A 19730-nucleotide genomic window follows, 5' to 3' on the forward strand; every position below is an offset into this window, starting at 1 on the left:
TGACGACTATTCTGAGACCGTGACCGACTCCCCCCTCACCGACTCCCTTCGCAGCGATCTCGAACTCGCACTCCGCCTCGCCGATGCCGCCGACGCCCAGTCGCTCCCCCGCTTCGACGCCGCCGATCTGGAGATCTCGACCAAGGCTGACAACTCCCACGTGACGGATGCCGACCTCGCCACCGAGCGCGCCATCCGCCGCGTCCTGGAAGCCGAGCGCCCCGAAGACGGCATCTTCGGTGAGGAGTTCGGCACACAGGGAAGCACCCACCGCCAGTGGATCATCGATCCGATCGACGGCACAGCGAATTTCCTCCGTGGCGTCCCGCTGTGGGGCACGATGATCGCGCTCGCGATCGACGGAGTGCCGCAGGTCGGCGTCGTGAGTATGCCCGCTCTCGGTCGCCGCTGGTGGGCGGCCACGGGTGGCGGAGCCTGGACTGCCACCGAAGGCGAGCCCCGACGGCTGCAGACTTCGGCGGTGGACTCCCTCGACGACGCCAGCGTCAGTTTCCAGAGCATCGCGCAGTGGGCGGACGCCGGTCGTCTCGACACCCTGCTGAGCATCGGCGCACGGGTCTGGCGTGACCGCGCCTACGGTGACGTCTACGCGTACATGCTCCTCGCCGAGGGCCGCATCGACATGGTCGCGGAATTCGGCGTCAAGGAGTACGACATCGCCGCCGCCGTGCCGATCGTCCGAGAAGCGGGTGGCCGGATGACCGCCGTCGACGGAGACGAGACGATCTCGGCGCGCTCGACACTCGCAACCAACGGCCGTCTCCACGAAGACTTCCTGACACTCATCAACGACTGATCCGGACGAAAGGGGCCCGCGATGAAGACGCGCATCATGTCCGCCACCGCGGGCGTCGTGCTGCTCATCGCTGCTCTGACTGCGTGCGCGGCACCGGAGGCGTCGCCGGCCACGCCTACTCCGGATCGAGTGACCCCGAGTCCCGTGGCGACTCCCGAGCCGGCAGCATCGACGGCGCCCGAGCCTCCTGCCGAGGAGCTCACGTGCGAGTCCATGATCTCGGCGGGGACGGTCACCGCTCTCACGGACGCCGGATGGACCGCACAGTCCAAGGAGTTCGTCGTGGGCGGCGTCGAACTCACCGAAGGCCTGCTGTGCTTCTGGGCCGACTACAGCGTCGGTTCCGATCACGGTCAGCTCTACGGCTGGTCGCCGACGACATCCGAAGAAGCCGCCGACGCGCAGGCCGGTCTCCTCGCCGAAGGGTGGAAGCGTGAAGACGACGCCGCGGGCGTCTACTTCACCGAGGACCCTCAGTACTCGATGGGAACCGATGCGGACGGGTATGGGATGACCTACCTGTTCGGCGACGGATGGGTGAAGTTCGCCGACACCAGGCAGGGCCTGATCCTCGTCGAGTGGACGGGCTGAAGACGTCGCTACGGCCGCGCGGCGCCCATCGAGCTCTCTCTGATGCGTCCGAATCCCCGCGCGACCGGGGGTGACCACATCAGCGCGATGAGGGTCGCAGCCACCAGCACCGTCACCGCCGCACCCCAGTCCCACCGATCGCCGAAGACGATGACGACGGCGTTGAGCGCGATGGCGACCCCGAGGAAGATCGTGAGCATGAGCCGCGAGAGTCCACTGCCACGACGTATTCCGGCAGCGACCGCGAGCACCAGAAGGCCGAACAAGGCGATCGCCGCACCGGCGAGGGAGAACGCCGACGTGCTCACATCCGGGTCGTAGCGACCGAGGAAGACGAGGATGCCGAAGCCCGTCGCGAGGACACCGAACGCATACGCGAGCACCACGACCACCGTCGTGATGATGCCCGCAACGACGCGAGCCGGAGGGGTCGTCGCCGTCGACGGCCGCGCGCCGACCCGCGTGGTCGTGGCCGTCTTCGGGCTCAGGACGAGGCGGCGATGAAGCAGACGCACCACCTCTATCGCGGCGACCATCACGATCGTGATCCCCGTGAGCGCGATGGCGAGGTCTTCACCCGGGTCGACCAGTACGAAGAACTCTCGGGCGAGCGGGATGGTGAAGACCGCGATCAGCAGGACGAACATCGCCCCCACGACGATCACCTTGAACCGGTTGAGCGGGCGTGCGAGCACCGCCAAGATCCAGATCCCGACCACTGCGAGGATCACGGTGGCGCCGGTGCGCAGCTGTTCCTCGTGGACTCCGAGGCCTCGCGCGACGAACGTGTACCAGGTCAGGCCCAGGGCGACCACGACTCCCGAAGGGATCGCGAAGCTCAGCGAACGTCGCAGGAACCCCGGCACGTACCGGGCCGCGTTGGGCATGAGTGCGAGGAAGAAGGCGGGAATGCCGATCGTCAGGCCATCGGTGATCGACAGTTGGCGCGGCAGGAAGGGGAACTCGAGCACGAGCACCCCGAACATGATCGCGAGCAGTGTCGCGTACACGGTCTTGTTCAGGAAGAGCATCGACACGCGTTCGATGTTCGCGATCACCTGACGCCCTTCCGCGACGACATCGGGCAGGTGCGAGAACTGTCCGTCGAGGAGGACGAGCCTGGCGACCGCCTTGGTGGCGGGCGATCCGGAGTTCATGGCGATGCCGATGTCCGCAGCCTTGATCGCCAGGGCATCGTTGACGCCGTCGCCCGTCATCGCGACCGTGTGCCCGTGGCTCTGCAACGCCGTGACCATGCGCTTCTTCTGCTCGGGGGTGACGCGCCCGAAGACCGAGTGCCGATCGAGGACGTCGGCGAGTTCGGCGTCACCTTCCGGCAGCCGCCGTGCGTCGTAGCCCTCCGCGACGTCGAGGCCGACTTCCCGGGCGATCGCAGCCACCGTGCGCGGGTTGTCACCGGAGATGATCCGGATGCCGACCTCCTGCCGTGTGAAGTACTCGAGGGTCTGCGCCGCGTCGGGCCTGACCTGCTCGCGGAAAGTGAGGACGAGGACGGCCGTCAGCTCACTCGGAAGCTGCTCGGACTCGATGTCCGCCTCGGACAGCGGCGTCTCAGAACGACCGAGGACCAGAGTGCGCCGACCGGTCTCAGCGAGGGTGGTGACCATGCGTCCGAGCTCGGTCGCGTCCGACGTCGCCGCGTCTCCGAAGACCATCTCGGGTGCCCCCATCACCCAGGCCCCGGGGATCTCCGAGAACGTCACCGCGCTCCACTTGCGCGCCGAGGAGAACGGAACGTATCCGCGCACGACGAGGGGCTGCGTGACCGGATACGCCGTGCCCATCGATCGCGCCGTCGCGTTCGCATCCGGCGAGGCGGCGAACCAGGACAGCACCGCCGCGGCGGTGCCGGAGAGCTCCGTCACCGCCGCGGCGGTGCCGGAGAGCTCCGTCGTGCTTCCGGCGAGGGGATGCGCCGCATCGAAGCCGATCTCCCCGACCGTCAGGGTACCGGTCTTGTCGAGGCACACGACATCGACGCGCGCGAGGCCCTCGACGGCGGGGAGCTCATTGACCAGCACCTGTCGACGCGCGAGTCTCGATGCCCCGACGGCGAAGGCGATGCTCGTCATCAGCACCAGGCCGAGCGGGATCATCGCGGTCAGCGCCGCGATCGTGTTCACGACCGCCTGCACCCATGCGCCGCTCGAGAACACCGTGGCGTATCCGCCACCCACGATGATCTGAGCGTTCAGCACCAGCAACCCGACCGGGCCGATCACCCAGCTCACCCATTTCAGAACGCGGTCGACCGAAGCGCGGAGCTCGCTCGAGACGAGGGAGAAGCGCTTGGCCTCGCCGGCGAAGCGGTTCGCGTACGAGTCCGCCCCCACTCGGGTCGCCTGCGCAGCCCCTTCGCCGCCGACGACGACAGCACCCGAGAGAGCATCGTCGCCCGGTTGCTTCTCCACCGGATCCGACTCGCCCGTGAGCATCGACTCGTCGATCTGGAGTCCATGCGACGTGAGGATGCGGGCATCAGCGGGCACCTGTTCGCCGGCGCGCAGGATGAGCACATCGTCCAGGACCACTTCGCCGGGTGCGACCTCGGCTTGCACGCCCTCTCGGAGCACCAACGCTCGTGGCGCATTCATCAGCGCGAGGCGGTCGAGCGCGGACTTCGCGCGGAACTCCTGCACGCATCCGATGATCGCGTTCGCGAAGGCAGCGAGTCCGAACAGCGCATCCTGCCAGCGCCCCACGAGGAACAGCACGAGGAAACAGGCGAAGACGATGCCGTTGAAGAGCGTGAACACATTCGCCCGCACGATGCTCCACGCGCTTCGGCTCGTGTCCGCCGAGAACGCGTTCGTCTTCCCGGACGCGACACGCTCTGCGACCTCCGTGCGCGTCAGACCGTTCGTGTCAGTTTCGGTCGTCGACTCCACAGAACTCAATATAGGTCCCTGCCCCGCCATCCACAGCGGCCGGGTCTCGCTGACCGGCTACTCGTCTCTGCTATCGTCTTCCAGGCGCCGAGGCCTCAGCTGTCGGGCCGCTCCACCCCGTACCGAAGGATGCCCCGTGCCCGAACAGAGCCCCGTCCCCGCGCGCTCAGCGCTTTCTCGCCGCACCGTGATCGGCGCCGCGGCCTGGGCTGTGCCCGTCGTTGCCGTGACTGTCGCCGCCCCCGCGCACGCGGCGAGCGGAGGAGCCCTCGACGCGAGCGGCGTCGTCCTCACGTTCACCGGTCCGCAGTGGAGCTCGGAGTTCACGCTCACCGGGCAGCTCGCTCTCTCCCCGGCCGCACCGGCTCCGACCGACGTGACCATGACGATCACGTGGCAGGGCACGGGCGGCAACGCCGGCGCGCAGGGCCTCTACATCTACGGCGGCGGCACGCCGCCCATCGAGGCCGGAGTCACGGGTTGGACCTACTTGCAGGGGGCACCGGACAACCAGCTTCACACGACCGTCATCCTCAGCGCCTCCGCCCCAGCTGGTACGACTTCGATCCCGACCGTCTCCATCTACGACGGCGACACGTCGCTGCCGATCATGTACGGCGCGGAGACGCCCAACGGCGGGAGTTCCTTCTGGGACGGCATCATCACGATCCGCTTCGCCGCACCCGGCTACGTCGACGCGGTCATGACAGTGCCCTACACCCAAGTGGTGTGAGGCAATCGTCTCGGGTCTGCACGACAACCGGACCGCGCTGGCGGATGAGAAGCCGGACACACAGCGAAGCCCGCCTCCCTCGTGGCTACGAGGGAGGCGGGCTTCAATTCCTGTGACAACGACGTGGTGGAGCTGGGGGGAATCGAACCCCCGTCCAACGCTGAGTCTCCACGCCTTCTCCGGGCGCAGTCTGTGAAGACGTTCTGCTCGGCTCCGACCTTTGTCACAGACACCTAAGTCGACGAGCCCAGCCTGGGAAGAGTCCCACGTGACGTCCAGACGCCATCACGCAGCAAGATTCCTAGATGACGCCAGGATCCGTATCGGAATCACATACGGCCTGACGGACTATCGGGCTCGCTTATGCAGCGAGGGCGAAGTCGTTGCGCTTGGTTTCGGCAACTATTTTTTGCAGAGAGCGTTTACGAGATAACTCTGCATCCTCGGCCCGCTTCTCGTGGATTCACAGGCGCTGTCGAAACCGATCAGCCCCGTGGTCCTTCTCTCGAAGGAGCCGTTGTCACACTATGGAATTGCCAACCCGGATGACGAACACCCGAGCATCTCAGACTACAACGTTCGACGGCTCTCCGCCATTCCGCCGGGCGTGATGAGCTGGCGTAGAGTCGGCGCATGAGTGAAGTCACCGTCACCGTCCGCGGCGAGCACGAGAGGCGCGTCGCACCGGAGCGAGCAACCATCCGCGTGAGTGTCCGCAGCGAGGGCCCGGAGCGGACGGTCGTCGTCGAACACGTGATGCGGCTGGCCGACCCTGTGCGACGCAGCATCACCGAGCGAGCCGACACGGGCAGCATCGTGGACTGGACCAGCACTCGTCTCTCGGTGCGTGCGGAGCGGCCGTGGAGCAACGACGGCAAGCGCCTCGCACCCGTGTTCTACGCCAGCGTCGACTTCACCGCGACCTTCGCGGAAGCATCCGAGCTTTCGATCTGGGCCTCCGACATCTCGCCGTGGGACGGCGTCGAGGTGGGCGGGGTCGAGTGGCATCTGACCCCCGAAACCCGGACGCAGGTCGAACAAGAGGTCGCTGCGGAGGCTGTCGGCGTCGCCGTCACACGGGCTCAGGCGTATGCCGGGGCGCTCGGACTGGAGCAGGTCACCCCTCTCGAGATCGCCGACGCGGGCTTGATCTCGAAGGGTCAGGGCTCCGCAGAGGCGCCGCTGATGAAGGCGCGCGGAGGTGTCGCTTTCGCTGCCGACGCCGGCCCCGCGATGGAGTACGAACCGGACGAGATCGTCATCTCGGCGACCGTCGAGGCCCGCTTCCTCGCCCGCTGAGGGGATCACTCCGGCGTCGCGAAGGGAGCGAGTTCCGCCGCGAGACGCTCGGACACCCGAGCATGAACGGCGGTACCCTCCTCCCGATGATCCACGGCGAGCAACATCCCGGACTCGTGGATCGCGGCGACCAGGTCGCCGCGATCGTAGGGGATCACCGCGTGGACCTCGACTGCCGGCTTGGGGAGTGCGTCCTCGATGGCGGCACGCAGCTCCGCGATCCCCTCGCCGGACCGTGAAGACACGAAGTGCGCGTGCGGCTGGAGGCCGCGGAGCACCAGACGCTCGTCCTCGTCGATCAGATCCGCCTTGTTGAAGACCACGATCTCGGGCAGATCCCGTACGCCGACATCACCGAGCACGTCGCGCACGGTCTGAAGCTGACCCGCCGGGTCGGGGTGCGAGCCGTCGACGACGTGGAGCACGACGTCGGCTTCGCCGACCTCTTCCAGCGTCGAACGGAAGGCCTCGACGAGCTGATGCGGCAGATCACGGACGAATCCGACGGTGTCGGTCAACGTGTACACGCGTCCGTCCTCCGTCTCGGATCGCCGTACCGTGGCATCGAGCGTCGCGAACAGCGCGTTCTCGACCAGCACCCCTGCGCTCGTGAGCGCATTGAGGAGACTCGACTTGCCGGCGTTCGTGTACCCCGCGATCGCGACCGACGGAATCGTGTTGCGCTTGCGCTCGGCGCGCTTCGCCTCACGAGCCGGACCGAAGTCTCGGATCTGGCGCCGCAGCAGAGCCATCTTGGTCCGGATCCGCCGACGGTCGAGTTCGATCTTGGTCTCACCGGGACCGCGCGAGCCCATGCCCGCGCCGCCGGCGCCCACTTGCCCACCGGCCTGACGACTCATCGAGTCACCCCATCCGCGCAGACGCGGAAGCAGGTATTCCAGCTGCGCGAGCTCGACCTGGGCCTTGCCCTCACGGCTCTTCGCGTGCTGGCTGAAGATGTCGAGGATCACCGTGGTGCGGTCGATGACCTTGACCTTGACGACGTCTTCGAGAGCACGACGCTGGCTCGGCGCGAGCTCCGTGTCGGCGATCACGGTGTCAGCGCCCACGGCGGCGACGATGTCCTTGAGTTCCTGCGCCTTGCCGCGACCGAGATACGTGGCGGCATCGGGATGCGGCCGGCGCTGAAGTACGCCATCGAGCACCACGGCACCGGCGGTCTCCGCCAACGCCGCGAGTTCACGGAGAGAGTTCTCGGCATCCTCCTGCGCGCCCTGTGGGTACACACCGACGAGGACGACGTTCTCCAGACGCAGCTGCCGGTACTCGACCTCGGTGACGTCCTCGAGCTCTGTCGAAAGCCCGCCGACGCGACGAAGCGCGTGACGGTCTTCGAGGTCCCACTGCGCGCCATCGGTGCTGCCGTGGGAGGCCGTCGATTCATCCTGCAGCGCCTGTGCTGCGCCGAACACGTGCACGTCGGAACGCTTCTCTGCGCTCGCGAGTACGCGATCGACGGTGTGATCGTCGGTGGAGGGGGTGGTGGTCTCCGTCATCCGTTCCTTGTCTCTGGGTTTCGTAGCGAGCCTTAACCTTAGCCCGCGCTGTCCGGTACGCTCGCCCTATGGGGTCCGATCACTACTTCACTGCGGCCCCGGCAAGCCCCGAGAACCTTCGTAAGATCCGCGTATCACTCGCAGGTCGAGAGCTCGAACTCACCACCGCCGGTGGTGTCTTCAGCCCGGATCGTCTCGACGCCGGCACTGCAGTGCTCCTCGCCAACACGCCTCCGGTTCCCCCGGGCGGCGACCTTCTCGACCTCGGGAGCGGTTGGGGTCCTGTCTCGATCTCGATGGCCCTCGCCTCTCCCCATGCGACGGTGTGGGCCGTCGACGTGAACGAGCGTGCCCTGGATCTCGTCCGCCGCAACGCGGCTGCTCTCGGGCTCACCAATGTCAACGCATCTCTGCCCGACGATGTTCCCGCGCACGTGTCGTTCCGCACGATCCGCTCGAATCCGCCCATCCGCGTCGGCAAGAACGAGCTCCACGGACTGTTGGAACGGTGGATCCCGCGACTCGACGAGCGCAGCGACGCGTGGCTCGTGGTGCAGCGCAACCTCGGGGCCGACTCGCTGCAACGCTGGATCGGCGCGACGTTCCATCCGGGCTACAGCGTCTTCCGGACCGCCACCGGCAAGGGGTACCGGATTCTGAAGGTCCGCAAGCACGGCACGCCCCCGACGGAGCCGATCGCGCTCTCCGAGTTGTGACCGTCGCCGTCGTCTTGGACGACGGTCAGACGAGGTCGACCTCGCCCTGGAACACCAGCTGGGCCGGGCCTGAGAGCGCGACGTGCTCCCCGTCCTCGGCCGGGAACATGCGTACGCCGAGGCTGCCGCCCGGCACTTCCACCTGCCAGTTGTTCGGCGCCTTCTCCCCCGCCCAGTAGCGCACGGCCAGCGCTGTCGCGGCGACGCCGGTACCGCAGCTGAGGGTCTCGCCCACACCCCGCTCATGGACGCGCATGCTCACGTGTCCGACGCCATCGCGCACGAGCGGCTCCCCTGGCACGACGAACTCGACGTTCGCCCCCTCGGGAAGCGAAGGATCGAGATCAGGTGCGCGGTGCAGCTCGAGGCCGGCGAGCTCGGCTTCCGAGGCGAGCGCCACGACGACGTGCGGATTGCCGACATCGATCCCGAGGCCGGGACGCGTGACGGGGAGCCCGTCGACACGCACGAGCGGGTCGTCGCCCGAGAGCTTCCAGCGGCCGAGGTCGACCTGGTATCCGGTCGCGCTTCGAGTCACGTCGCGCACGCCGGCCCGCGTACCAATGGGCAGGGTGGATCCTGGCTCGATGGTCGCGAGACCGGAGCGAACCAGGTAGTGCGCGAACACCCGGATGCCGTTGCCGCACATCTCGGCGAGCGAACCGTCGGCGTTCCGGTAGTCCATGAACCACTCGGCAGCAGGTTCCTCCGCCAGCGCGGTCTCGCCATCGGCGATCGCCTCGGATCGGACGACGCGGAGGATGCCGTCCGCACCGATTCCGAAGTGGCGGTCGCAGAGGACGGTGACCTGTTCCACCGTCAGATCGAGTGCCCCGTCGGGGTCAGCGATGATGATGAAGTCGTTGCCCGTGCCGTGCCCTTTGGTGAATGCGACCATGCCCCCAGTCTAGAGAGCGGGGCTAGGCGTCGGAGACGAGACGCTTTCCCGTGTTGGCCACGGTGAACCGCTCGTACCCGAGGGCATCGTAGAAGCCGAGGACGTGTTCATTGCCCTCTCGGACCATCAGTTGCACCTTCGGGCATCCCATCGCCTCGAGCACGCGCTCGGCCTCCGCCACCAGTGCTCGCGCGATTCCGAGGCCACGGTGAGACGCTGCCGTCGCGAGGTAGTAGAGCCACCCTCGATGACCGTCATACCCGGCCATCACCGATCCGATCACCTCGTCGTCCTTCGTCACCGCGACGAGGAACCCTTCGGGCTGCACGGCGAGCTTGCGCTCGATGTCGACACGCGGATCATTCCACGGCCGCGTGAGCCCGGCTTCTTCCCAGAGAGCGACGACGGCGTCCGTATCAACGCGTTCGAACCGACGGACGGCCCAGTCCGCCGCACCGTCGGTCGGCGACTCGTTCGACACGCTCACCTGGACACCACGGAATAGTGTCCGCACAGGAAGTTCCGATTGCGCGCGACCTCCAGGAGCTCGAGGTCGAGCCTGCGCGGGAGCAAAGGTGCGCCGGAGCCCAGCGTCACGGGCGCATACTGCACCCAGACCTCGTCCAGCAGCCCCGCATCGGCGAACTGACCCGCGAGGTCTCCCCCGCCGACGATCCAGATGTCCTGATCGCCCGCCGCCGCCGACATCTCGGCATGAACGCTCCGCACGTCCTGCTGGGTCAGCCGCACGTCGGCGTTCTTCGGGAGTTCGAGTTCACGGTGGGAGAACACCCAGGTCGGCTGGCTGTAGCCCCATCGACCCTCCTCGTGTCGCATGACCCACTCGTAGGTCGATGACCCCATGGCCAGGGCGCCGATGTTCTTCTCGAACGCGTTGTACCCCATCGGACCATCGGGATCGACATCCTGTGTCAGCAGCCAATCGAGCGAATGCTCGTCTGTCGCGATGAACCCGTCGAGGCTGGAGGCGGTGAAGAAATGGGTGACCATGCCCTCAGCCTCCCACCACTCACCGACATCGAAGGCGGTCGGTCACGACGGTGCGGTCTCGGCTCCGAGGAGCGCCTCCGCGTCCGCGGGTGCGGTCCACCACTCGAGCTCCGGGTACCGCTTGAACCACGAGACCTGCCGACGTGCGTAACGGCGGGTCAAGGCTTGCGTCTGAGCGATGGCGGCGGCTTCGTTCAGAGCCCCGTCGAGCTGGGCCAAGGCCTGCGCATAGCCGATGGCTCGCGGAGCAGTGACACCACGCTCGAGGCCGTGCTCCCGCAGGCCTGCGACCTCTGCGACGAGACCGGCCTCCCACATCCGCTCGACGCGGGCATCGAGGCGAGGCACCAGGTCGGCGCGATCGACGTGCAGGCCGATCACCCGGGTTCGCGGATGCCACAGCACGGGCCTTTCCGGCAAGGCGGCACCGTGTGTACTGCTCCCCTGCTCGAGGACTTCGAGGGCTCGGATGACGCGGCGGCTGTTTCGCGGGTCGACCTTCGCCGCCGCCGCAGGATCCTGGGAACGCAGACGCTCGAGCAGTCCGGCGAGGCCTGCGGACTCCAACTCGCGCTCGAGGCGCTCACGGATCGCAGGGTCTCGTGGCGGGAAGTGGAACTCGTAGACGACGCTCGACACGTACAAGCCGGATCCACCCACGAGGATCGCGTCCCCGCCGCGCCGGTGGATCGCACCGATCGCCTCTCGCGCCACCGGCTGATACCAGGCCACCGCCGCTTCGTCGGCGACCTCACGCACGTCGAACAGGTGGTGCGGGATGCCGCGCCGCTCTGCCACGGGCAGCTTCGCGGTTCCGATGTCCATGCCACGGTAAAGCTGCATGGCGTCGGCGTTCACAATCTCGGCCGGGTTGCCCCGAGCACGCAACGCCTCCGCGAGATCGAGCGCAAGCTCGCTCTTCCCGGTGCCGGTCGCCCCGACGATCGCCCAGAGGCGCGGGTCGCTCACACTCCGACGCGCAGCGTGGGAAGGCCGAGCGAGACCGGTCGCGGGCCGCCCTCTGCCGCGGGCGTCGGGACCGCGCAGGACTCGGCCTGCCCGCGATCCCACGCGTCGCCGCCGCGGGTCCGACGGATGCGCAGCGGAGCGCCGGTCGGGTCATCCGCGAGCAGGTGGAACGGTGCGGCATGGGTCACCGTGACCGTCACGACGTCGCCCGGCCGCGGGAGAGCCGAGCCGTCGGTCACCTCGAAATGCACCAGCCGGTTGTCTTCGGCGCGGCCAGTGAGCCGGTGGGTCTCCGCGTCCTTCTTGCCTTCGCCGGTCGACACCAGCACCTCGACCTCGCGACCGACCTGCTTCTGGTTCTCTTCCAGGGAAATGCGCTCCTGCAGGGCGATCAGTCGGTTGTACCGCTCCTGCACGATCTCCTTGGGCACCTGGTCCTCCATCGTGGCGGCAGGAGTGCCCTCGCGGATCGAATACTGGAAGGTGAACGCGGCAGAGAATCGTGCCTGTTCGACGACGCGCAGTGTGTCTTCGAAGTCCTCGTCCGTCTCGCCCGGGAATCCGACGATGATGTCGGTGGTGATCGCCGCGTTCGGGATTCGTTCGCGGACCCGATCGAGGATTCCGAGGAAACGCTCGCTGCGGTACGAACGGCGCATGGCTTTGAGGATGCGATCGCTTCCGGACTGGAGCGGCATGTGCAGCTGCGGCATCACGTTCGGCGTCTCGGCCATCGCATCGATCACGTCGTCGGTGAATGCCGCGGGGTGCGGACTGGTGAACCGGATCCGCTCGAGTCCGTCGATCTCGCCCGCCGCGCGGAGAAGCTTGCCGAACGCCTGACGATCGCCGAACTCGACCCCGTAGGAGTTCACGTTCTGCCCGAGCAGAGTGACCTCGATCGCGCCGTCATCCACGAGGAGACGGATCTCGTTCAAGATGTCGCCGGGACGACGATCTTTCTCCTTGCCACGCAGGCTGGGAACGATGCAGAAAGTGCATGTGTTGTTGCAGCCCACCGAGATGGATACCCAGCCGCTGTGCGCGGAGTCGCGCTTCGTCGGCAGCGTGGACGGGAAGACCTCGAGCGACTCGAGGATCTCGAGCTCGGCATCACCGTTGTGGCGTGCGCGCTCGAGGAGGCCGGGCAACGAGCCCATGTTGTGGGTTCCGAACACGACGTCGACCCACGGAGCCTTGTCGAGGACGGCCTGCTTGTCCATCTGCGCCAGACACCCGCCCACCGCGATCTGCATGCCGTGCTTGCGTCGCTTCACCGAGGCGAGGTGCCCCAGCGTGCCGTACAGCTTGCCGGCGGCGTTGTCTCGCACGGCACAGGTGTTGATGATCACCACATCGGCTTCGGCGCCGTCGAGCGCACGCACATAGCCGGCGCTCTCCAACGAGCCGGAGAGCCGTTCGGAGTCATGCACGTTCATCTGACACCCGAAGGTGCGGACTTCGTAGGATCGCTGTCGCCCGTCGTCGTCGACGGCCGCCGACGACGCACTGATGATCGTCGGTTCACTGCGCGGAATAGTCATGATCAACCCATTGTACGAGCCGATTCCACGCGTGTGCCGCGTCGGGATCTCAGTCCGAGTCGACGAATCGGACGCCCGAGGTCGCCCTGCCGAACGTCGCCTCCTGCAATGCTGTCTTCGCCGCCTTCATCGCTGTCGATCCGTTGTAGCCGCGACGCGAGAGCTGCCCCATCAGACGCCGAAGCGCCGTGTCGTGGTCCAACCGGGCGAGCGAACGAGCCTTGCTCCGAGCGAACTCGAGAGCGCGTTCGTTGTCATCGTCGGGTAACTCATCGAGCGCGACGTCGATAACCTCGCGCGGGATGCCCCGCTGGGCCAGCGCCCGGGAGAGTGCGACGCGCCCCTGCCCCTTCCGCTCTACTCCCGACGTCACCAGAACCTCGGCGAGAGCGGCATCGTCGAGGTAGCCTCTGCGTCCGAAGTCTTCGATCACCTCGTCGATCGTGGCGCTGTCGAGCTCGTGTCCCCGCAACATCTGACGCGCTTCGGAAACCGACAGCGAGCGGGATCGCAGCTTCCGTACGAGCGACTCCTCGGCCGCGGTACGGGCCTCGTCCGGATCAACCTCGTCGCCACCCGACACCTCGTTAGATGTGTCGAGCGCATGGAGACGGGGGCCGGAGCTCGCCTCGCCTGCTCGCCCGGCTCCCGGTCTCGCAGATGCTCCTCGGGCGGGATGGCGGTCACTGGGCGTGCCCGCATCGGACGTCGTCCCGAGCGCGGATCCGCGAGACGGAGTGTCCCACGTCGATCGCCACGCTCCGGCGTCGTTCGTGTGGCCGGGCTCGGCTTCCGAGACCACGTCGCTTCCTGCCGCAGCGCTCCGGCCGGGGTCAGCCTGAGGGCGAGCACCGCCGAAGAGAGGAATGATGGGGGCGATCCGCTCGGAATCGCCCCCACGTGTGTCATTCATCAGGCCGGACGACGCTCGGCGAGCTCGTCAGCGGCGTCAGGAGCGACGAGCTGCGCACCGATACCGAGCTTCTGCTTGATCTGCGTCTCGATCGCGAGAGCGATATCGGGGTTGTTCAGCAGGAACGTACGGGCGTTCTCCTTGCCCTGCCCGAGCTGGTCGCCGTCGTAGGTGTACCACGAGCCCGATTTCTTGACGATGGCATGCTCGACGCCGAAATCGATCAGGCTGCCTTCGCGTGAGATGCCGACGCCGTAGAGGATGTCGAACTCCGCCTGCTTGAAAGGCGGAGCCATCTTATTCTTCACGACCTTGACCCTGGTGCGGTTACCGACAGCGTCGGTCCCGTCCTTCAACGTCTCGATACGACGGATGTCCATCCGGACGGACGCGTAGAACTTCAATGCCTTACCACCGGCCGTGGTCTCGGGCGAGCCGAAGAAGACACCGATCTTCTCGCGGAGCTGGTTGATGAAGATCATCGTGGTGTTCGTCTGGTTCAGGCCACCGGTCAGCTTGCGAAGCGCCTGCGACATGAGTCGAGCCTGCAGACCCACATGCGAATCACCCATCTCTCCCTCGATCTCGGCGCGCGGCACGAGCGCGGCGACGGAGTCGATGACGATCAGGTCGATCGCCCCGGATCGAACGAGCATGTCGGCGATCTCGAGCGCCTGCTCACCGGTGTCGGGCTGCGACACCAGGAGCGCGTCGATGTCGACACCGAGCTTCGCTGCGTAGTCGGGGTCGAGGGCGTGCTCCGCGTCGATGAAGGCCGCGATACCGCCGGCGCGCTGCGCGTTCGCGATCGCATGCAGCGTCAGCGTGGTCTTACCCGAGGACTCCGGTCCGTAGATCTCGACGATTCGACCACGCGGGAGTCCGCCGACGCCGAGGGCGACGTCGAGCGCGATGGAGCCGGTCGGGATGACCGCAACGGGGGCGCGCTCATCACTGCCCAGCCGCATGACCGAGCCCTTTCCGAACTGACGGTCGATCTGGGCGAGGGCGGTCTCGAGGGACTTCTCGCGGTCTGCGGGTGATGGCATGATGTGCTCCTTCTGCGCGCGTGGTGCCGCCTGTAGGCTGTCGCGGCCCTCCCGGTTGGGAGTGACTCTCCGACAAGGCGTATGGCTCTTCGGCTTGTTCTCCACCGTACGAGGGGCCACCGACATCGTCTCGGCAAACTCACGTTCGGTGGACAATCACAGCTCTGAACCACCTGTGCAGAAGACTACGCTCTCTTCGAACGAATATTCGACGACACGCCGCCGATCGCACACCGTGTGCCGTAACCCGCGGACATCTCCCACGGAATCAGTGCCCGCGCGGCTCCAGACGGCCGACACCGTGACGCCGGTTCTCCGGGACGTCCATCTCCACGCACAGTGCGAGCCAGATCTCACGGGGCGGCGTCCCGTCGGCCAACGCCTCGAGCGCCGTGCGACCACGAAGAGCCGAGAGTCCGAGATCGTTCACCAATGACGATGCTCGCGCCTGGAACTCGGTGTCGACCGCGCGCAGAAACTCGCTACGACGCATCGTCACTCCAGCACCCTGCTCAGTGCAACGAGAGCTGAGGCTCGATCGACGCCACGAGGTCGTCCGGAACGACATCCGGGAAGACCTGGATACCCTCGAGAACCGAGATGCGGTCTCCGACCTCGCGCATGATCGTCGAGATGGGCACATCGAGAGCATCGGCGACGGATGCGAGGATCTCGCTCGACGCTTCCTTCTGCCCACGCTCGACCTCACTGAGGTAGCCGAGCGCAACCGACGCCTTGCTTGCAACCTGCCGGAGCGTGCGCCCCTTCTGCAGGCGGAAGTCCCTCAGCACATCGCCGATTTCCTGTCGTACAAGAATCATCGGAACCTCCTCCCCGTGTGATCGTTCGGGGTCTCCCCCGATAGGACAGCCAGTCTAGTACGCCTGGCCTGCACGAAATCTACCCCTGCACTCTGTGGTTTGAATGTGAGCACATCATTGATAACCCGACCGGGCCGGACACTATTCCGCGACCAGGTCGAGCAGTGCTTCGAGCGCCGCAGACACCGTCTGCGTCCGGATCGAATCCCGGTCGCCGCGGAAGCGGAATTCTCTCGCGTGCGCTCCGTTCGGCGTCACGATACCGATGTGCACCGTACCGACGGGCTGTCCGTCCGGCGAATCCGGTCCCGCGATGCCGGTGGTGGACACGCCGACATCCGCGGGCCGATCGTCTACGCTCACCACTCGCCGCACACCCCCGGCCATCTCCAGCGCGACCTGGGGGTGCACCGGACCGCGCCGGGCGAGAAGCTCGGCGTCGACGCCGAGCACCGTCGCCTTCACGGAGGTCGCATAGGCCACGACGCCGCCGAGGAGAACGGCGGAGGCTCCGGGGACGGAGACGATCTCTGCGCACAGCGCCCCGCCGGTGAGGGACTCCGCCACTCCCAGTGTCCACCCGCGTTCGTCGAGCGCCGACAGAACGGCGGCGGCGCTCGTCTCGCTCATGCCCTCTTCTGCCGCGATCCGCGCACCTGCGCCACGATGTAGTCGATCCCACTCGCCACGGTCAGCAGCAAGACGATGATCATCAGGATGAACGTCACCAGTGTCCATGCTTCGAGACCGATGAGGACGTGCAGGGGAAGCAACGCCCATCCCAGGGCCACACCCTGGAACGCCGTCTTGATCTTGCCCATCCACGCGGCCGCGACCACATGCTCGCTCGCGACCATCAGGCGATGGATGGTGATCCCCCACTCGCGCACGAGAATGATCGCGACGATCCACCAGCTGACCTCGTCGAGGATCGCGAGACCGATGAATCCCGCCCCGGTGAGGAGCTTGTCGGCGATCGGGTCCCAGAGCTTCCCGAAATCGCTGACGATGTCGTACTTGCGAGCGAGGTAGCCGTCGACCCAGTCGGTGGAGATGCCGACGATGAAGATGATCGCAGCGGCCCAGCGCAGTCCGGGCTCAGCCAGGCCGTAGGTTCCTCCGAGCAGCAGCAGGACGAAGAACACGACGGCGAGCGGGATCCGCGCGACCGTGATGGCATTGGGCAGCTGCCGCGGGATGGCCATCAGTCACGCCCCGTCAGGCCCCAGGCGTCTTCGTCGCCCTCGGCCTCCACCTCGGGAAGACCCTCGTACTGGGCCGCGATCGGATCATGGGCCGGAGGCATCGGTGGGACCGGCGGGGCGGCAGGTGCCGTCGGCGCGGCGGAGGCGGCAGGAACGTCCTCGCCGCGCAGCTTCGCCATCACCTGCGGCAGCTGTTCAGCCGTGGCCAGCACGTCCCGGGCCTTCGAACCCTCCGAAGGCCCGACGATCTCGCGGGATTCCAGCAGGTCCATCAGGCGCCCGGCCTTCGCGAAACCGACACGCAACTTGCGCTGGAGCATCGACGTCGACCCGAACTGCGACGAAACGATGAGCTCGGCCGCGGCGAGCAACAGCTCCAGATCGTCGCCGATGTCCTCGTCGACCTCTTTCTTCTTGGTCGGCTCCATCGCCTCCTGCACGTCGGCACGATAGTCCGGGCGCGCCTGGCGGGTGACGTGCTTGACGACGGCGTCGATCTCCTTCTCATCGACCCACGCGCCCTGCAGTCGGAACGGCTTGGAAGAACCCATCGGCGAGAACAGCGCGTCACCCTGACCGATGAGTTTGTCGGCTCCCGGGCTGTCGAGGATGACCCGGCTGTCGGTGACGCTGGTGACCGCGAACGCGAGACGCGACGGCACGTTGGCCTTGATCAGACCGGTGACGACGTCGACGCTCGGACGCTGGGTCGCGAGGACGAGGTGGATACCGGAAGCGCGCGCGAGCTGAGTGATGCGGACGATCGAGTCCTCCACGTCGCGCGGGGCGACCATCATGAGGTCTGCGAGCTCATCCACCACGACCAGGAGGTACGGGTACGGCTTGAGAACGCGTTCACTGCCTACCGGCAGCTCGACCTCACCGGCCCTGACGGCACGGTTGAAGTCATCGATGTGACGGAAGCCGAACGACGCGAGGTCGTCGTACCGCATGTCCATCTCCTTCACGACCCACTGCAGCGCTTCGGCCGCCTTCTTCGGGTTCGTGATGATGGGCGTGATCAGATGCGGAACGCCGGCATAGCTGGTGAGCTCCACGCGCTTCGGGTCGATCAGGACCATGCGCACGTCGGCGGGACGCGCCCGCATGAGCAGACTGGTGATCATGGAGTTCACGAAGCTGGACTTACCGGAGCCGGTCGAGCCGGCGACCAAGAGGTGCGGCATCTTGGCGAGATTCGCGATCACGATGTTGCCGCCGACGTCCTTGCCGACGCCGATCGTCATCGGGTGCGTGCTCTTCTGCGCGGCGGGCGAGCGCAGAACGTCGCCGAGCGCGACCATCTCCTTGTCGGCGTTCGGGATCTCGATCCCGATCGCGCTCTTGCCCGGGATCGGCGAGAGGATGCGGACGTCGTTCGAGGCGACCGCATAGGCGAAGTTGTTGCTCAGCTGCAGGATCTTCTCGACCTTGACGCCGTGCCCGACCTCGACCTCGTACTGCGTGACCGTCGGCCCGCGCGAGAATCCGGTGACCTTCGCGTCGACCTTGAACTGCGACAGCACGCTCGTGATCTGCTCGATCACCTTGTCGGTCGCCTCGGAGCGCATCACGGGAGGCGGCCCTTCGACCAGCAGTCCCGGAGACGGCAGGACGTACGGGGTGACGGGAGCCTGGGGACCACGATCCCCCGGGCCCGCGGTCCCGAATCCATCCAGGCCGGGGAGCTCGGGGACCTCGCCGGTGTCGGACGCATCATCCAGCAGCGCTGTGTTCTGCTGCTCGGCGAGGGAATCCGCAACGGAACGCACGTCCGAGAGAACCTCGGTGGCGGCGTCATAAGGATTCTCGACGACGACCGCCTGGTCGTACGCCGGGGTCGGCTCGGACGTCGTCAGCAGCGCGGTGATGTCGTCGGAACCGAGGGTCCCCTCGTCGGGGTCTTCTTCGCGCCCGGACTTGTTCCGCCGCCACCAGGGCAGCACGTCGGGGTCGTCGACCTTGTCGGCGTCGTCGATCGCCGCATCCTTCGCCGGCTTCGCCGGGCGCTCGGCGTCGAACATCCACGCGTAGAGGTCGCCGAGTCGGGAGCCGATGCGGTTGGGAGGGGTCTTGGTGAGGATCAGGATGCTCAGCGCGGCGAGCAGCGACAGGACGATGTAGGCGGGAATGTCGGTGAGGTAGCTGAGCGGCTGACCGAGCATCCAGCCGAAGAGGCCGCCGGATTCGCTCAGGGCGAGCATTCCCTCCCTGGGCTGAGGACCGTCGCCGGCCACGTGGCAGAAGCCGGCCAGCGTCAGGATGAAGAGCCCGAACCCGATACCGATGCGACCGTTGTCATGCACGGACGACGGGTGGCGGAACAGCCATCCGGCCAGCAGAAGCAGAAGCACGGGCATCACGAAGGCGACGCGTCCGATCAGCCCGCCGACGGAGTACGCGCTGATGTTCGCGGCGACCTCGTTGCCGATGAAGAACCACTCGTTGACCGCTCCGAGGACGGCGAGCACGACCAGGAAGAACGGGAATCCGTCGCGGCGATCGTCTTTCTCGAGCGTCTCCGGCCCGAACGCGCGGAAGAGTCCGCCGACACCGTGTGCCAATCCGACCCAAGCACGGACGACGATCGGAGGCTTCTCGGCCTCGTCGATGTACTTCTTCGGAGCGGGCTGGGCCTTGGGAGCCGTCTGCCGCTTGGGGCGCGACGGTGCGCTGGTCGACGCGCGCTCTGTCTTCGTGGAACTCCTGGCCATGCTCTCACGTTACGTCCAACAGCC

Annotated in this window: 19 protein-coding genes and 1 other RNA gene; 5 read left to right on the forward strand and 15 right to left on the reverse strand. The window is 66.9% G+C overall.

The annotated features are described in order from the left end of the window. Positions 1 to 19 precede the first annotated feature (19 nt). Complete coding sequence (locus ACLF6J_RS03430; RefSeq protein ID WP_134353596.1) at positions 20 to 817, forward strand: inositol monophosphatase family protein; 798 nt, start codon at positions 20 to 22, stop codon at positions 815 to 817. 21 nt (positions 818 to 838) lie between these two features. Further along, positions 839 to 1408 carry a hypothetical protein gene (locus ACLF6J_RS03435; RefSeq protein WP_134353595.1) on the forward strand — a complete coding sequence of 190 codons (570 nt, stop codon included), beginning with the start codon at positions 839 to 841 and terminating at the stop codon, positions 1406 to 1408. 8 nt (positions 1409 to 1416) lie between these two features. Here the strand turns inward: ACLF6J_RS03435 and ACLF6J_RS03440 are convergent, their stop codons facing one another. Then, complete coding sequence (locus ACLF6J_RS03440; protein ID WP_244093650.1) at positions 1417 to 4317, reverse strand: HAD-IC family P-type ATPase; 2901 nt, start codon at positions 4315 to 4317, stop codon at positions 1417 to 1419. 136 nt (positions 4318 to 4453) lie between these two features. On the opposite strand from ACLF6J_RS03440, the gene ACLF6J_RS03445 reads away from it, so the two are divergent. Next, on the forward strand, positions 4454 to 5050 hold the full coding sequence (locus ACLF6J_RS03445; protein WP_134353593.1) for a hypothetical protein: 597 nt from the start codon (positions 4454 to 4456) through the stop codon (positions 5048 to 5050). Between the two features lie 124 nt (positions 5051 to 5174). Here ACLF6J_RS03445 and ssrA read toward each other — a convergent pair. Further along, positions 5175 to 5543: a transfer-messenger RNA gene (ssrA, locus tag ACLF6J_RS03450) on the reverse strand. A 140-nt stretch (positions 5544 to 5683) separates the two neighbouring features. Between ssrA and ACLF6J_RS03455 the strand changes: the two genes are divergently transcribed. Continuing rightward, on the forward strand, positions 5684 to 6349 hold the full coding sequence (locus ACLF6J_RS03455) for an SIMPL domain-containing protein (RefSeq protein WP_134353592.1): 666 nt from the start codon (positions 5684 to 5686) through the stop codon (positions 6347 to 6349). 5 nt (positions 6350 to 6354) lie between these two features. Here the strand turns inward: ACLF6J_RS03455 and hflX are convergent, their stop codons facing one another. After that, positions 6355 to 7866 (reverse strand): GTPase HflX, encoded by a 1512-nt coding sequence (gene hflX, locus ACLF6J_RS03460; RefSeq protein WP_047519270.1) that lies wholly within the window; start codon positions 7864 to 7866, stop codon positions 6355 to 6357. 68 nt (positions 7867 to 7934) lie between these two features. Between hflX and ACLF6J_RS03465 the strand changes: the two genes are divergently transcribed. Further along, positions 7935 to 8582 (forward strand): class I SAM-dependent methyltransferase, encoded by a 648-nt coding sequence (locus tag ACLF6J_RS03465; protein WP_134353591.1) that lies wholly within the window; start codon positions 7935 to 7937, stop codon positions 8580 to 8582. 25 nt (positions 8583 to 8607) lie between these two features. Here the strand turns inward: ACLF6J_RS03465 and dapF are convergent, their stop codons facing one another. From dapF to ACLF6J_RS03525, 12 genes are all read right to left on the reverse strand, one after another. Further along, positions 8608 to 9480, reverse strand: a complete 873-nt coding sequence (dapF, locus tag ACLF6J_RS03470; RefSeq protein WP_421076827.1) for a diaminopimelate epimerase — start codon at positions 9478 to 9480, stop codon at positions 8608 to 8610. Positions 9481 to 9502: 22 nt separating this feature from the next. Then, positions 9503 to 9961, reverse strand: coding sequence for a GNAT family acetyltransferase (locus tag ACLF6J_RS03475; protein WP_131491093.1), 459 nt, complete (start codon positions 9959 to 9961; stop codon positions 9503 to 9505). A gap of 2 nt (positions 9962 to 9963) precedes the next feature. Further along, positions 9964 to 10491: a dihydrofolate reductase family protein gene (locus ACLF6J_RS03480; protein WP_134353589.1), complete on the reverse strand. Its 528-nt coding sequence runs from the start codon at positions 10489 to 10491 to the stop codon at positions 9964 to 9966. 42 nt (positions 10492 to 10533) lie between these two features. Beyond that, on the reverse strand, positions 10534 to 11460 hold the full coding sequence (miaA, locus tag ACLF6J_RS03485) for a tRNA (adenosine(37)-N6)-dimethylallyltransferase MiaA (RefSeq protein WP_134353588.1): 927 nt from the start codon (positions 11458 to 11460) through the stop codon (positions 10534 to 10536). After that, positions 11457 to 13004 carry a tRNA (N6-isopentenyl adenosine(37)-C2)-methylthiotransferase MiaB gene (gene miaB / locus ACLF6J_RS03490; protein WP_047519280.1) on the reverse strand — a complete coding sequence of 516 codons (1548 nt, stop codon included), beginning with the start codon at positions 13002 to 13004 and terminating at the stop codon, positions 11457 to 11459. The genes miaA and miaB overlap by 4 nt, the downstream gene beginning before the upstream one ends. A gap of 49 nt (positions 13005 to 13053) precedes the next feature. Beyond that, positions 13054 to 13479, reverse strand: coding sequence for a regulatory protein RecX (locus ACLF6J_RS03495; RefSeq protein ID WP_244093649.1), 426 nt, complete (start codon positions 13477 to 13479; stop codon positions 13054 to 13056). A 437-nt stretch (positions 13480 to 13916) separates the two neighbouring features. Continuing rightward, on the reverse strand, positions 13917 to 14966 hold the full coding sequence (gene recA / locus ACLF6J_RS03500; protein WP_047519284.1) for a recombinase RecA: 1050 nt from the start codon (positions 14964 to 14966) through the stop codon (positions 13917 to 13919). A gap of 268 nt (positions 14967 to 15234) precedes the next feature. After that, the gene (locus ACLF6J_RS03505; RefSeq protein ID WP_047519286.1) at positions 15235 to 15459 is read right to left on the reverse strand and encodes a DUF3046 domain-containing protein; all 225 of its coding nucleotides are present in this window, start codon (positions 15457 to 15459) and stop codon (positions 15235 to 15237) included. Positions 15460 to 15478: 19 nt separating this feature from the next. Further along, positions 15479 to 15787, reverse strand: a complete 309-nt coding sequence (locus ACLF6J_RS03510) for a helix-turn-helix domain-containing protein (protein ID WP_017830901.1) — start codon at positions 15785 to 15787, stop codon at positions 15479 to 15481. A 141-nt stretch (positions 15788 to 15928) separates the two neighbouring features. Then, a complete protein-coding gene (locus ACLF6J_RS03515; RefSeq protein ID WP_134353586.1) occupies positions 15929 to 16417 on the reverse strand; it encodes a CinA family protein in 489 nt (162 codons plus the stop codon). Continuing rightward, positions 16414 to 16992, reverse strand: coding sequence for a CDP-diacylglycerol--glycerol-3-phosphate 3-phosphatidyltransferase (gene pgsA, locus ACLF6J_RS03520; RefSeq protein WP_047519289.1), 579 nt, complete (start codon positions 16990 to 16992; stop codon positions 16414 to 16416). Before pgsA ends, ACLF6J_RS03515 begins: the two co-directional genes overlap by 4 nt. Beyond that, positions 16992 to 19706 carry a DNA translocase FtsK gene (locus ACLF6J_RS03525; RefSeq protein WP_134353585.1) on the reverse strand — a complete coding sequence of 905 codons (2715 nt, stop codon included), beginning with the start codon at positions 19704 to 19706 and terminating at the stop codon, positions 16992 to 16994. Before ACLF6J_RS03525 ends, pgsA begins: the two co-directional genes overlap by 1 nt. Positions 19707 to 19730: the final 24 nt, after the last annotated feature.

Source organism: Microbacterium sp. IO18, from assembly GCF_049099505.1.
GTDB lineage: Bacteria > Actinomycetota > Actinomycetes > Actinomycetales > Microbacteriaceae > Microbacterium > Microbacterium aurugineum.